This is a genomic window from Pseudomonas sp. NPDC087814, from assembly GCF_044742865.1.
GTDB lineage: Bacteria > Pseudomonadota > Gammaproteobacteria > Pseudomonadales > Pseudomonadaceae > Aquipseudomonas.
In genome coordinates, this window is the sequence record NZ_JBIUVK010000003.1 from 107806 (window position 1) to 120975 (window position 13170).

General features: G+C 56.2%; 11 protein-coding genes and 1 pseudogene. 7 read left to right on the plus strand and 5 right to left on the minus strand.

Annotated features, from left to right (window positions below):
• Nucleotides 1-106 precede the first annotated feature (106 nt).
• A complete protein-coding gene (locus ACIOMR_RS03865; RefSeq protein WP_087693021.1) occupies nt 107-1654 on the plus strand; it encodes an MFS transporter in 1548 nt (515 codons plus the stop codon).
• A 137-nt stretch (nt 1655-1791) separates the two neighbouring features.
• Here ACIOMR_RS03865 and ACIOMR_RS03870 read toward each other — a convergent pair whose 3' ends face one another.
• Complete coding sequence (locus ACIOMR_RS03870) at nt 1792-2688, minus strand: LysR family transcriptional regulator (protein WP_025854739.1); 897 nt, start codon at nt 2686-2688, stop codon at nt 1792-1794.
• A 908-nt stretch (nt 2689-3596) separates the two neighbouring features.
• On the opposite strand from ACIOMR_RS03870, the gene ACIOMR_RS03875 reads away from it, so the two are divergent.
• Nucleotides 3597-4241 carry a glutathione S-transferase family protein gene (locus ACIOMR_RS03875; protein WP_025854740.1) on the plus strand — a complete coding sequence of 215 codons (645 nt, stop codon included), beginning with the start codon at nt 3597-3599 and terminating at the stop codon, nt 4239-4241.
• Between the two features lie 1046 nt (nt 4242-5287).
• Nucleotides 5288-5626 (plus strand): LysR family transcriptional regulator, encoded by a 339-nt coding sequence (locus ACIOMR_RS03880; protein ID WP_401192338.1) that lies wholly within the window; start codon nt 5288-5290, stop codon nt 5624-5626.
• Nucleotides 5627-5661: 35 nt separating this feature from the next.
• On the opposite strand, the gene ACIOMR_RS03885 is transcribed toward ACIOMR_RS03880, so the two are convergent.
• From ACIOMR_RS03885 to ACIOMR_RS03895, 3 genes and pseudogenes are all read right to left on the minus strand, one after another.
• Nucleotides 5662-5790 (minus strand): hypothetical protein, encoded by a 129-nt coding sequence (locus ACIOMR_RS03885; RefSeq protein WP_256349627.1) that lies wholly within the window; start codon nt 5788-5790, stop codon nt 5662-5664.
• Between the two features lie 114 nt (nt 5791-5904).
• Nucleotides 5905-6126: pseudogene (locus tag ACIOMR_RS03890) on the minus strand (hypothetical protein); the annotation flags it as partial.
• Between the two features lie 262 nt (nt 6127-6388).
• Nucleotides 6389-7138, minus strand: coding sequence for an SDR family NAD(P)-dependent oxidoreductase (locus ACIOMR_RS03895; RefSeq protein ID WP_087692989.1), 750 nt, complete (start codon nt 7136-7138; stop codon nt 6389-6391).
• A gap of 98 nt (nt 7139-7236) precedes the next feature.
• Here ACIOMR_RS03895 and ACIOMR_RS03900 point away from each other — a divergent pair, with 98 nt between their 5' ends.
• Both ACIOMR_RS03900 and ACIOMR_RS03905 read left to right on the plus strand, forming a co-directional pair.
• The gene (locus ACIOMR_RS03900; protein ID WP_008433396.1) at nt 7237-7596 is read left to right on the plus strand and encodes a helix-turn-helix domain-containing protein; all 360 of its coding nucleotides are present in this window, start codon (nt 7237-7239) and stop codon (nt 7594-7596) included.
• A 198-nt stretch (nt 7597-7794) separates the two neighbouring features.
• Entirely contained in the window at nt 7795-8997 is a 1203-nt protein-coding gene (locus tag ACIOMR_RS03905; RefSeq protein WP_003217667.1) for a multidrug effflux MFS transporter, read from the plus strand.
• A gap of 40 nt (nt 8998-9037) precedes the next feature.
• On the opposite strand, the gene ACIOMR_RS03910 is transcribed toward ACIOMR_RS03905, so the two are convergent.
• Nucleotides 9038-10117, minus strand: coding sequence for a LacI family DNA-binding transcriptional regulator (locus tag ACIOMR_RS03910; RefSeq protein ID WP_401192344.1), 1080 nt, complete (start codon nt 10115-10117; stop codon nt 9038-9040).
• A gap of 203 nt (nt 10118-10320) precedes the next feature.
• On the opposite strand from ACIOMR_RS03910, the gene hisD reads away from it, so the two are divergent.
• Together hisD and ACIOMR_RS03920 are read left to right on the plus strand one after the other, a co-directional pair.
• Complete coding sequence (gene hisD, locus ACIOMR_RS03915) at nt 10321-11628, plus strand: histidinol dehydrogenase (RefSeq protein WP_003217662.1); 1308 nt, start codon at nt 10321-10323, stop codon at nt 11626-11628.
• Nucleotides 11629-11748: 120 nt separating this feature from the next.
• Complete coding sequence (locus tag ACIOMR_RS03920; protein WP_003217660.1) at nt 11749-13140, plus strand: GntP family permease; 1392 nt, start codon at nt 11749-11751, stop codon at nt 13138-13140.
• Nucleotides 13141-13170 lie beyond the last annotated feature (30 nt).

A 13170-nucleotide genomic window follows, 5' to 3' on the forward strand; every position in this document is an offset into this window, starting at 1 on the left:
CAAGCACAGGCGATGCCTGGGTTTCCAAGTGGCAAACCCCTCGACGGTGATGCCGATTTTCAAAGACGGTGCATTCAGCTGCGCACATTCCACTTACGGTGAAATCATGAAATCAACAGACCGAGTTGCCAGGGAGAAAGACAAGCTGCTTATTCTTGCAGCGATTTGTCTTTCCGCTTTGGTACTTCCACTGAGTTTTACCGGAGGGGCAGTTGCCACGCCCGCGATTGGGCGGGATCTGGGTGGAAGTCCAGTGGCGCTTACCTGGATCACCAATGCCTTCATGCTGTCTTTCGGCAGTTTACTAATGGCTGCAGGTGCTTTGGCTGACGTATATGGGCGCAAGCGCCTGTTCACCATCGGCATGATGCTGTTTACCGCTGCGTCGTTGGCCCAAAGCATGGCACCTTCGGTGTTCTGGCTTGATATCCTGCGTGCCATTCAAGGGGTTGCCGGTGCGGCTGCACTGGCGAGTGGCTCCGCTGCGCTTGCACAAGAGTTTGAAGGTCATGCTCGCACCCGTGCGTACAGCATGCTGGGCACGACCTTCGGTATCGGTCTGGCATTCGGCCCATTGGTGGCCGGCGTGTTGATCGAAGCCTTTAGCTGGCGTGCGATTTTCCTGTTCACGGCTTTGATCGGTGTGATTGCCATGGTCTTTGGCCTGCCGCGCATGCGTGAGACACGTGACCCCGGCGCAACAGGTCTTGACTGGCCCGGCACCGTTACCTTCAGTTCGGTGCTGGCGTTGTTTACATTTGGCGTGATCCAAGCGCCTGACAGCGGTTGGGGTAGCCCTTTAGTGGTTGGCCTGTTGGGTGCATCGGCGGTATTGCTGGTGGTTTTCGTGATGATTGAAATGCGCGTCAAGCGCCCGATGCTGGATCTGACGCTGTTCCGCTTCCCGCGTTTTGTCGGCGTGCAAATGCTGCCGATCGGCACCTGCTACTGCTACATCGTGTTGGTCGTGATGCTGCCGTTGCGATTCATTGGTGTTGAAGGCCTGAGCGAAATCGACGCCGGTTTGCTGCTGCTGGCACTGTCTGCACCAATGTTGGTAGTACCGATGCTGGCCGCCTCGATGACGCGGTTTATCTCCGCCGGCGTTCTTTCGGGCGTGGGGTTCCTGATCGCTGCCGTGGGGCTGCACTGGTTGAGCCTGTATAACATTGGCGAGCCGAAGTTTGGTCTGGTTGGCCCCATGCTGTTGATCGGTATCGGGGCAGGTCTGCCTTGGGGCTTGATGGACGGCCTGTCGGTCAGCGTCGTACCAAAAGAGCGCGCGGGTATGGCGGCTGGCATTTTCAACACGGTGCGTGTCGCGGGTGAGGGCATCGCCCTGGCAAGCGTGGCTGCGATGCTGGCTTCGTTGCTGCATACCAACCTTTCAGAAGCGGTACAGGTGGTTGCAGGGAGCGCTGATGCATCGCTTATTGCAGAAGCCGCGCATCGCGTTACCACCGGTGATATGGCCCATGCCATCAACACCGTTCCAGGTCTGGCCAATGAGCGTCTGGTACAAGGGTATGCCTCTGCATTTCAGTACCTGCTGCATATCCTGACCATCATCACATTGGCTTCTGCGGCTGTGGTTCTTGGATTGTTGAGCAAGAATCGTGCGGTTGCAGGTGGCGCTGCCAGCGAAGCTGCCTAGGCATCAAAACAGTTGCCCGCCTTGAAGCGGCAATAACCCGATGTGCTCAGACCCCGAAGCAGAAGATCCCTTTCTGCTTCAGGGCTTTTTGCGTTTGGCGAGCCTGGATCAAGAGCAGGATGCGACAAGTCATCACGCTAACGCAGACGATCCGCCAGGTAGTTGAGCACCGCTCGGGTTTTTGCCGGCATACGACTGCCCAAGGGTATGAGGGCATGGACAGGAGGGCCCGGTGAGTCAACAGCAGTGAGTACGCGGACAAGCTTGCCGCAATCGACATAGGGTTGAGCAACCTTGTCATAAATTTGGGCAATGCCGAGCCCAATAACCGTGGAGTCAATAACGGCCTGCCCATCTGAAACAATCAAAACCGGCGTCGGCGAAAACTCTCGAACATGGCCATTATCGGTAATCGACCAGGGACGCAGCCGACCAGTAAACCCCCGAAAAATAACCGCCTCGTGGTTGACCAGATCGGCCGCTGACTCAATCGGCGGATGACGGGCCAGGTAGTCGGGAGAGGCGTACAGACTGAGTGTGATATTGCAGAGCTTGCGCACAGTCATTTCACTGTCCTGCGGCAACTCCCCCGCACGAACTACAATATCCCAGCCTTCACCCACTGCGTCCGACATGCGATCGGTCATGGACAACTCCAGCGTCACCTGTGGGTAGCGCTGACGAAGTTCGGAGATGGTTGGAAGAAACAACTGGCGAAACCCAGACGGGATGTCCAGGCGAACGCGGCCCATTGGCTCATCTTTTCTTGCGGCTAACTCGCGAGCCGCATCCCGAAGGCCATCCAGCGCCGCGATGGCCGCGTTCAGATAAGTTTCGCCATCTTCAGTTAGACGTACGGCACGGGTGGTACGCTGGAAGAGCTTGGTACCCAGCCTGATCTCCAGTCGTTGAACCGCCTTGCCTACGTTGGATTTGCTCGTTGAAAGATTTTCAGCAGCTCGGGTAAAGCTACCGGTCTGTGCGACGCCGACGAAGGCGGCTATGTCCGGAAAGGAGGTGTCGGCTCGTTCCATTACAGTCTCTCTATAATCTGTCTATTCATGTCGATACGTACACAACTATCGCTTGACTTACTATGGCTCATTTTTCAAAAGGCGGTTTGAGATTTTTTATCTCGATAGTGCGGTACCATCTCACAATGGCGGTGCTAAAGACGTTCGGTAAAAAAAGCTAGTGCGCTTGCTATATCTTAAAGTTTTTTCTTTGTGAAAAGTTTTAGGGTTTTATCTAATATTAATTGAAAGCATCATTGCTTACGATTTTTTGATACCGTAATTTTTATTAGAATAGTTTCAGACGAAATGCTTCGGGATCGGTTGCAGGTTCGGTCTCGTAGACGGCCCTCGGTTGCGCTATTTTGGTTTTCAGGTCCGCAAGCGCGCGGGACTTTTTTGAATGAGTAATAGTTTTGTTGAGTTGACTTTCTTTGTCTGGAGTGGGGCGCTATTTTTAATAGAAGCCCAAAGCCGTACCTAAGCTTTGCGCTGACAGAGGTCTCTGCGTGCTTGTGTTATTCGGCGTATCGAGCTCAAAGGCAGTGGGCCTATTTCGCGTGATTACCTGAGAATCGAGTTTCAGCACCGACTATATAGGTTATTTAAATCTGAATAAGCGCTTTTTTGGACACAGACTGTCTCCCATATGGATTCAATGATTGGTTTCAGACGTTCTGTGATCGACGCTTGGAAAGCTCACGTCCGTATTCATTTTTTCACGTTCTCCCATCATATAAGAAGACCCGCCGGTACAAGGCAGCGACGATCACCCGACGCTTTATCAAACGGTGGGCTGATTGTAGCTGTGCAAGCTACAGAGCGTATCGTTGCCGGCTGTTTATCATCCTCAGAGGGAAGCTCAGACTTTGTTCACCAGCCCGGATTCAGGGCGCGGAAAAACAACTGACTCCCCGAGGAATGCAATCATGACTAAGTTGTACATCGCCGATCAAACCTGCTCCCAAGCCGTTCAGATCATCGCCAACGAAATTGGTCTGAATCCTGAACTGGTTCACTTCAACGTTTTCGACCAAACCACTTCCAATGGTGAATCTTTCGCCGAGGCCAACCCACTCCTGTACGTTCCGGTTCTGGCCCTGGAAAATGATTCGCAGGACAAAATCACCGAAACGATCGTTATTACTTCCTACCTGGCTGACCAGCATCCTGAATTCGGTCTGATCCCAACGCGTGGCACCCTGGAACGCGTCAAGGTCGACCAATTGCTGACCTTCATCGCCACCGAGATTGCACAGAAGCATATCCCTCTGATGCGCAAACTAATGACCGATTTCGGCACGGAGTGGACTCGTGCAAAACTGGTCGCCGCATACACCACCTTGGACACCCGTCTGGCTGACGGACGTGCGTACCTGCTAGGCGATAATTTCTCGGTTGTTGACGCCTATGTTTGGGCCACCCTGTGGCACGAACGCTCGGGCACCGAGATCGGCCATCTGGAAAACCTGAACGCCTGGAAAGCGCGTGTAGACGCTCGTCCATCCGTTCAAAAGGCGCTGAAGGATGAAGCTGAAATCGTGGCTATCCATAAGGCACGAGCAACTGCCTGATCGCTGACACGCAAGTAGGCGATGGGTCGTGGTGATAACCACGGCCCATTTTTTTGATCGTATTTATGTTCTAAGCAAAGGCAGTCCCGCGGTTGCTGTCATGCCGCAGAGGAGAGGAGGCCGTGGCAGTGTCAGCTACAAATTGTCTCTCAGTTGCAGTGTGTCAAAAGGACGATTTCACCACCTGTTTCGATGATGGCCTTCATCTGCACTACCACCTGACCTTAAACGGCACACTCGAAATGTTGAGTGGCGATGGTTGCCGCAGCTTCCTTACGTTGATAACACTGACAATAACTTTGTATTCCTCGCTGGCGTTAAACCATGAACTGCCCTCGCTATCGATGCCTCCTGCCTACAAAGAAGAAAGAACTGAGCCAGCACTCTGCAGATTCAGCTCAGGCGCTCTTGCTCTAAAGCACTCATCATATTTTCCAGAACTGGCCTCTCAGGTTAAGGCCGCCAGGAAAAAGATTATCGAACGGCGATCGAGGAGGGGGGGGATGTTTGAGTCGTGTTATTAGCCCTGGAGATATCGTCGTATTGTTTGTTTTGGTATTTTTGCAAATCGCCAAAAATAAAATAAGTTGTTTTGATTTTTTATATTGACGGGATTTATGGTGCGCGGCGCAAGATGCGAGTAGGATTCTGCTTGGATCAACATCCCGATGTGCTTCTGTCAATTTTACTCTTGGTAGAGGCTTCATTCATCGTCCTTTGGTTTTTGCCGCCTATTCATAGACGGCTTTTTTTTGCCCTGAGTAAATATCATCAGTCCTGATATCGAAAACAAGTAAGCTTCAAGTAAATTGTCGCTTTTGCTACGACTAAGCGTCTCATTTTTCACGGTTTATCCATTTCATTATCCACCGCACAATTATTTTAGGTTGCGATGAATCTGGCGTGAAAGCTGATGACTGACCGACGCAGTTCGGTGGGGTAGTTGCTAGTACAAAAAAGGCAGTTGCTTTCAAGCCGCAAGCATCATCGTAATCATCTCCGTGCCAGAAAAAACAATAAACTGAATAGTAGAGGGAAAGAGGACTATGGCGATCAGTGAGAAAATTTTTCATAACGTCGACCTCAACCTGATGGTGACGTTTTTAGTGCTATATCGTGAGCGAAGTGTCTCGCGCGCCGCAGTTCTAATGAAGGTAGGGCAACCTGCCGTGAGTGGTTCTCTCGCTCGATTGAGATCGCACTTTGACGATCCATTATTTCTTCGGACAGGTAGAGGAGTGCGCCCAACAGGAAAAGCGGTAGAGATCGCAGAAAATTTGATGCCTGCGTTTAGCTGTATTGAAGCTGTAATAACGGGGCGTCATCCGCCTCTTCCAGATGAAGAGACGAGTTCACAGTCATCATGGAGTGATGATTTTTTGTAGTTCCTCAGCCTCCAACCGCAGGGGGATTTGGACGGTTACCAAGGCAGTTCGTTGCCGTGGCGGTCAGTGAAGCGCAGACCGGGCACACCGGCATTACGGGCCACGACGTCCACAACCAGAGGAATGCTTTCGGAGATGTCCAGCAAGGCATTGTCCGTGCCCATAGGGAGCTACGACATGCAGTCGATCTTATAGGCGCATTCGCCCGGATCGGGTAATCAGAAGCAGTTTGATCAAGTATGGCGCCGTACTCCGACATCTGGCGCACTCAACCAATAATAAAAACACGTGAGATCAACATCCAGATCTCGGCTCTTAGCATAGCTATAGAAAGCCTGGATCGCTCGCAGATGCGCTGCAGCCGTATTGTAAGCGCGGTGCCTGAGTTTGAGTTGGACGTAGATGAACGGAACGAGTTTGGGCAACGGAGCCGCATTACCAGCTTGCACGAGCATCGGTACACGCTGACCAGAAGAGAAACGGCACTGAATCAGCTTCATCGGCAGCCACCTCATTGAATAACTTGCCATGAACATGAAGGACATGGCCCGTTGAGAGAATGGACACCAGAAGTGGGTTTGTCGAATCAGCGCCTTAGGTAGCTCATGAACATCTATGACATGACCTGTCGTTTAACATAATATACATTATGCGTAATCATATGATCCGTTATCAGGGTCAGTGCCAGCCAGATTTCAACCAGTGCACCACGCTCCTCATCGACCAAACCCAGCCTGTCTCGATTTGGTCAATGAGCCTGGATCACACCTGAGCGAAACCGCCATCCACGAACATCTCGCTGCCCGTCATGAAGCTGCTCTCATCCGATGCCAGGAACAATGCCGCATTCGCCACTTCATCTGGCTGCCCCATACGACCTAGCGGTACACGCGTAACCATCGAATCGACAATCGCATCCTTCTGGCCGGTACCTGATAGCGCTCTGTCCAAACCTGGTGTCGTTGTCGGCCCAGGTGAAAGCACGTTCACGCGAATACCTGTGCCTTGCAGATCCAGCGCCCAGCTTCTTGCGAAGTTTCGCAGTGCGCCTTTCGACGCGCTGTAGACGCTGAACGCTGCGGTGCCCATCGAGGCCGTCGTCGAACCTGTCAGCACAATCGAGCCACCGGCGCTCATCAATGGCAACGCGTTCTGTACGGTGAACAACGTGCCTTTCACGTTCACGCCAAAGGTGCGATCAAACGATTCCTCCGTGATCGCACCAATGGGCTCCAGATCCCCAAGGCCCGCATTGGCGAACAACACATCTACACGACCTTTGTCAGCCTTGATCTGCGCGAATACCCGCTCAAGATCACGCAGGTTTGAAATGTCGCCCTGGATCGCGATCGCGTCATGCCCGATCAGGACCAAGGCTTTGTCCAGTTCATCCTGGCGGCGTCCCACGATAACGACCTGTGCACCTTCGGCCGCAAAGCGTATGGCGCTGGCCAAGCCGATCCCGCTGTTGCCACCGGTGACGACGGCGATTTTCCCGTTGAGCCTGTTCATGAGTGTTTCCCTCAAATGTTGAGGCCCAAGCGTAGATCTGCGCTATTGTTTTGAATAGTATGCACCTTTTGGTAAGTACCCAGCCTGAGGGCAAAAACATGTCAAACAGCACCTTTAACTGCGGGCTCGACGCCGCCCTGGCGGTGATTGGCGGGAAATGGAAACCGTTGGTCCTGTATCACCTGGCCCATGAAGTTCACCGTTATGGCGAACTGCGGCGCGCCGTTGGCGGCGTGACGGACAAGGTGCTGATCCAGCAATTGAAGGAGCTGGAACGCGATGAAATCATCGCGCGCATCGACTACAAGGAGATACCGCCAAAGGTCGAATACTCCCTGACTCCCTTCGGACGCTCGCTGGCCCAGGCATTGGGGCCGCTTTGCCAATGGGGCACCGACCATATGCTGGCGGTTGAACGCATCAGTGAGCGCCGAGCGACCGCCCTCGCCCAGCCTTAAATTCGCGAAATATCCAACTCGACTAAATGGATATTTAGTTGAGTTAAATCAATACTTTACGTCTATCTCCCGTATCAATTGCCTATTCACGACACCCTGCCGCTGGTGACTATGTAGCGAGTCTGTAAACACCGGCTTGTATGCGCCGAGGGCGATCACTAAGCTGGCCCCTCTTTTTTACCGCCGCCCGGAACCACCATGTCTCGAAGTATCGCCCACCTCGCCCTGCTGCTGGGGTTGATCACCGCCGTCGGCCCGTTTGCCATCGACAGCTACCTGCCGGCGTTGCCGACACTCGGCGCCAGCCTGCATGCCTCGCCTGCCGCGGTGCAGATGAGCCTGACGGTGTTCTTCATGATCATCGGTGTGTGCCAGCTGTTCTACGGCCCGATCAGCGATGTGTTCGGGCGCAAGCCGCCGATCTATGCCGGCCTGGCGATTTTCATCGTGGCCAGCATTGGTTGCGCCCTCGCCCCCTCCATCGAGGTGCTGATCGGCTTCCGGGCGTTGCAGGCCTTTGGCGCCTGCGCCGGGATGGTGATTCCACGGGCGATTGTGCGTGACTTGTACACCGGCCATGAAGCCGCGCGCTTGATGGCGTTGCTGATGCTGGTGGTGAGCATTTCACCGATTCTCGCACCGCTGGCCGGCAGCGTGATCATTGCAGTGTGGAGCTGGCGCGAAGTGTTTTGGGTACTGGGTGTGGCCGCAGTGCTGTGCCTGATCATGACCGCCGTGCAATTGCCGGAAACCCACCCCGCCGAACGCCGCCTGGGCAAGACCCTGGGCAATGCGTTCGGCAGCTACGGTGCGTTGCTGCGTGATCCGGTGTTTACCGGGTTGTCGGTAGTGGGCGGTTTTGGCCTTGCGACGTTTTTCGTGTTCATCGGCAGCGCGCCATTCGTTTACATCGAGTACTACGGGCTCACGCCAACGCAATTCAGCCTGTGCTTTGCCCTCAACGCGGCGTCGTTTTTTGCCCTGAGCCAGTTGACCGCGCGCTTGAGTGCACGCTTCGGCCTCGCGCCGTTGATTCGCTGGTCGGTGGCGGGCGTGGCAACGGTCATGGCCTTGCTGGCGCTCACCACGCTGTGGGTCAACAGCCTGCCGTTGATGATGGCGCTGCTGTTTATCGGCTTTGGTTTTCTCGGACTGCTGTTGCCGGCGGCCGGGGTATTGTCCCTGGAAGACCATGGCGCAGTGGCCGGTTCTGCATCAGCGTTGCTGGGCGCGATCCAAATGATCACCGCCGCCGTGTGCATGGCGGTAGTGGGTGTGTTTGCCGACCACACCCCGGCACCGATGTTGATCGGCATCGCCCTGAGCGCGGTGGCGGCGATGCTGACTGCGTGGTGGACCCTCAACCGATTGCCACCGCACCTGGCCCGCGCGGGGTCATAGCGACGCCGGGTAGTTCGTCGCCAGCCTTCGACCGAATGGCTCACGCCTGTTCCTGGGGTTGCCACACCCGGCAGTCGGGCCCCTGCTCTACCCCGCTGTCCGGGACTTTCGCGCTTTTGCGTACGATCAACCGCCCCCTTACGACTTCCTGAATGGCAGGCGTATCGGGGTTTTCCAATTGCGCGCAGATGATCCCAACCGCACGACTCACCATATCGCTCACCGGTTGAACGTAGGTGGTCAGCGAAAACACTGGCCAGGCGGCCAGGGCGATGTCATCGAACCCGACAATCGAGATCTCTTTGCCCGGTGTGAGCCCGAACTCCTCGCGTGCGACATTGATGGCGCCCAGGGCCATGATGTCATTCGCACAAAAAATCCCGTCAGGCGGACTGGCACTCGACAGCAGCCGGCGTACGGCCTCCATCGCGCCTTCAAAGGTGTAGTCACCCACGGCGCGTTGCGGTACCGGATGCCCCAGACGTTGCAGTGCGTCGACAAAGGCGATTTCCCGGTCACGACTGGTCGAGGAGCTTTCCTTGCCGGCGATATAAGCCAGCTCGCGATGCCCGCCAGCCACCAGGAACTGCGCAATTTCCATGCTGCCCTGGGCGTTGTCGCTGGTCACGCTGGAGATACTGGTGCTGTCATTTCGACGGTTGACCAGCACCACTGGCAACCCGGTTTGCTTGCACTCCTCGGCAAACCGCGAAGACAGGCTCGCCGACACCAGCACCAGCGCCTCCACGCGGTAGCCCAGTATCTCTTCCAGCACCGGGTCAGAGTCTTCGTGGTTGGCCGTGGAGAACAACAGTACTCGATAGCCAAGCTCTTCGAACGCCGCCGACAAGGCTTCCAGCACTGCAGAATAAAACGGGTTTTCCATACTTGGCGCGACCACGCCAATCAGGTTGGAGCGCCGCTTGATCAACGAACGCGCCCACTGGTTCGGACGGTAGCCCAATGCTGCCGCCGCCGCCTCCACCTTTTGCCGGGTTTTCGGCGAAACACTGGCGCCTTTGGTGAACGTTCGCGAGACCGCAGACTGCGAGACACCGGCCAACCGGGCCACATCATGGGCAGTGATCGGGTGTCTGGAAGGGTCGTTGGAGTCTGCCATTGAGTCTGCATCCACATTTCAAATGCCGATCATACCTGCCATTTAAAGCAAGGTGTGTCGCCCGTCCCATGCTCGCCCGTCTCGCGCAAATTTCTCGGTCTTTTTTCGCCCTCCCCCTTTTCATCTCGTCCGGGAATGGCTTAGCATCGGCTCAATTGCATACGTATGCAATATCTAAAACAACAACGCTAGGAATTCATCCCATGGCAATTTGGCTCAAAAAAGGCGCAGAAGCGTCCGTCATCAAATCAGCAGCGCGTGAGGTGCGTGACACCGTCGAAAAGACCCTGGCAGACATCGAAGAACGGGGTGATGACGCGATTCGTGAGCTGTCGATCCGCTTCGACAACCTGGACCGGGATGACTACCGGCTCTCCAGCGCCGAGATCGATGCCTGCATGGCGCAGTTGACCAAGCGCGACATCACCGACATCGAATTCGCCCAGACCCAGGTGCGCAATTTCGCCCAGCACCAGCGCAACAGTATGCGTGACCTGGAAGTCGAAACCCTGCCGGGCGTAGTGCTCGGCCACAAGCACATTCCGGTTAACGCGGCGGGCTGCTATGTACCCGGTGGCAAGTATCCGTTGCTGGCCTCCGCGCACATGTCGGTGATCACCGCCAAGGTCGCCGGGGTTCCACGCATCATCACTTGCGCCCCGCCGTTCCATGGCAAGCCGGCACCGGCGATTGTCGCCGCACAGCACATGGCGGGTGCCGACGAGATCTACTGCCTGGGCGGCATCCAGGCTATCGGCGCCATGGCCCTGGGCACCCAGTCGATTGCTGCGGTGGACATGCTGGTGGGGCCGGGCAACGCGTTTGTGGCGGAAGCCAAGCGTCAATTGTTCGGCCGCGTCGGTATAGACCTGTTCGCCGGTCCGACCGAGACCCTGGTAATCGCCGATGAAACCGTGGACGGTGAAATCTGCGCCACGGACCTGCTCGGTCAAGCCGAACACGGCCCGGATTCCCCGGCGATCCTGCTCACCACGTCGGAAAAACTCGCCCGCGAGACGATGGCTGAAATCGAGCGCTTGCTGACGATCCTGCCGACCGCCGGGATTGCGCGCCAGGCCTGGGAAAGCTTCGGCGAAGTGATCGTCGCTGAAGACGAACAGGAGATGCTCGCCATTGCCAATGACCTGGCGTTCGAACACGTACAAGTCATGACCCGTGACCCGGACTTCTTCCTGGACAACATGCGCAACTACGGCGCCCTCTTCCTCGGCCCTCGCACCAACGTCTCCTACGGCGACAAGGTGATTGGTACCAACCACACCCTGCCCACCAAAAAAGCCGCGCGTTACACCGGTGGGCTATGGGTCGGCAAGTTCATCAAGACCTGCACCTACCAGAAAGTGATGACCGACGAAGCCTCCTCCCTCATCGGCGAATACTGCTCACGCCTGTGTGCCCTCGAAGGGTTCTCCGGGCATGGCGAACAGGCCAACATCCGCGTGCGTCGCTACGGCCACAAGCACGTCCCTTACGCCGGTATCGCAGAATAAAAACAGCTTGGCTACAACGGGTCGCGCCACGTGCGCGGCCCGACAACAACAAAAATCATAGCCATCGCGCAGCCCAACACTGGCCCTCTGCGCCAAAGGCCCAGCCTCGAAGGACATCCCATGAGTGTCATCATCGCCTTGCTGGCGTTGTTCGCGTTAATGCTCGCTGCATATCGGGGATACAGCGTCATTATCTTCGCGCCTCTCGCCGCACTCGCTGCCGTTCTACTGACTGACCCCGGCGCCGTTGCGCCGGCGTTCACTGATATTTTCATGGACAAGATGGTCGGCTTTATCAAACTGTACTTTCCGGTGTTTTTGCTCGGCGCCGTGTTTGGCAAGTTGATTGAGTTGTCCGGCTTTTCCCGCTCCATTGTCAAAGCCGTGATCCAGGTGCTCGGCAGCAGCCAGGCCATGCTGGTGATTGTGCTGGTCTGTGCGCTGCTCACCTACGGCGGTGTTTCGCTGTTCGTGGTGGTGTTTGCGGTGTATCCGTTTGCCGCGGAAATGTTCCGCCAAAGCAACATTCCCAAGCGCCTGATGCCCGCAACGATCGCCCTGGGTGCCTTCACCTTCACCATGGATGCGTTGCCTGGTTCGCCGCAGATCCAGAACATCATTCCCACCACGTTTTTCGGTACCACGTCCTGGGCGGCGCCCTGGCTGGGAGTCCTGGGTTCGTTGTTCGTACTGATCGGCGGCATGCTGTACCTGGAGCGCCAGCGACGCAAAGCCCGGCGCGCGGGCGAGGGTTATGGCACCGACCTGCGCAATGAGCCCGAAACGCCCCAGGACATCGCCTTGCCCCACCCGTTAGTGGCGTTGCTGCCGTTGCTGTTGGTAGGCGTGATGAACCTGGCCTTCACCCACTGGATTCCACAGTGGTACGGCAGCATTTATGAAATTGACCTGCCCGGACTGAAGGCACCGATCCAGACCCAGGTATCGAAGATGATCGCCATCTGGTCGGTCCAGGCGGCCTTGCTGGTAGGCATCGTCACGGTCTTTGCATTCGCCTGGCGCACCCTCGTCAGCAAACTCGCCGAAGGCAGCCGCACCGCCGTTGGCGGGGCCATGCTCGCTACGCTCAATACCGCCTCGGAATATGGGTTTGGCGCAGTGATTGCGGCGTTGCCTGGCTTCGTTGCAGTGGTTGAAGCGCTCAAGGTGATCCCCAATCCGCTGATCAACCAGGCCATCACCATTAACTTGCTGGCGGGTATTACCGGGTCGTCATCGGGTGGCATGAGCATTGCCCTGGCGGCGATGTCGGACACCTTCATCGCCTCCGCCAACGCCGCGCATATCCCGCTGGAAGTCATGCACCGTGTGGCCGCCATGGCTGCCGGGGGCATGGACACCCTGCCCCACAACGGCGCGGTCATCACCTTGCTGGCGGTCACCGGCCTGACTCACCGCCAGGCCTATAAAGACATTTTCGGCATGACGATCTTCAAGGTACTGGCGGCGTTTTTCGTGATTGGCGTGTACTACCTCACGGGGCTTGTTTGATCCGGACCGTGTGACGGGAAGTTATACCGC

Bases quoted from the DNA above. Each gene is read 5' to 3' on its own strand.
- ACIOMR_RS03865 (WP_087693021.1), top strand. From the start codon at position 107: ATGAAATCAACAGACCGAGTTGCCAGGGAGAAAGACAAGCTGCTTATT.
- ACIOMR_RS03870 (WP_025854739.1), bottom strand. From the start codon at position 2,688: ATGGAACGAGCCGACACCTCCTTTCCGGACATAGCCGCCTTCGTCGGC.
- ACIOMR_RS03875 (WP_025854740.1), top strand. From the start codon at position 3,597: ATGACTAAGTTGTACATCGCCGATCAAACCTGCTCCCAAGCCGTTCAG.
- ACIOMR_RS03880 (WP_401192338.1), top strand. From the start codon at position 5,288: ATGGCGATCAGTGAGAAAATTTTTCATAACGTCGACCTCAACCTGATG.
- ACIOMR_RS03885 (WP_256349627.1), bottom strand. From the start codon at position 5,790: ATGGGCACGGACAATGCCTTGCTGGACATCTCCGAAAGCATTCCTCTG.
- ACIOMR_RS03895 (WP_087692989.1), bottom strand. From the start codon at position 7,138: ATGAACAGGCTCAACGGGAAAATCGCCGTCGTCACCGGTGGCAACAGC.
- ACIOMR_RS03900 (WP_008433396.1), top strand. From the start codon at position 7,237: ATGTCAAACAGCACCTTTAACTGCGGGCTCGACGCCGCCCTGGCGGTG.
- ACIOMR_RS03905 (WP_003217667.1), top strand. From the start codon at position 7,795: ATGTCTCGAAGTATCGCCCACCTCGCCCTGCTGCTGGGGTTGATCACC.
- ACIOMR_RS03910 (WP_401192344.1), bottom strand. From the start codon at position 10,117: ATGGCAGACTCCAACGACCCTTCCAGACACCCGATCACTGCCCATGAT.
- hisD (WP_003217662.1), top strand. From the start codon at position 10,321: ATGGCAATTTGGCTCAAAAAAGGCGCAGAAGCGTCCGTCATCAAATCA.
- ACIOMR_RS03920 (WP_003217660.1), top strand. From the start codon at position 11,749: ATGAGTGTCATCATCGCCTTGCTGGCGTTGTTCGCGTTAATGCTCGCT.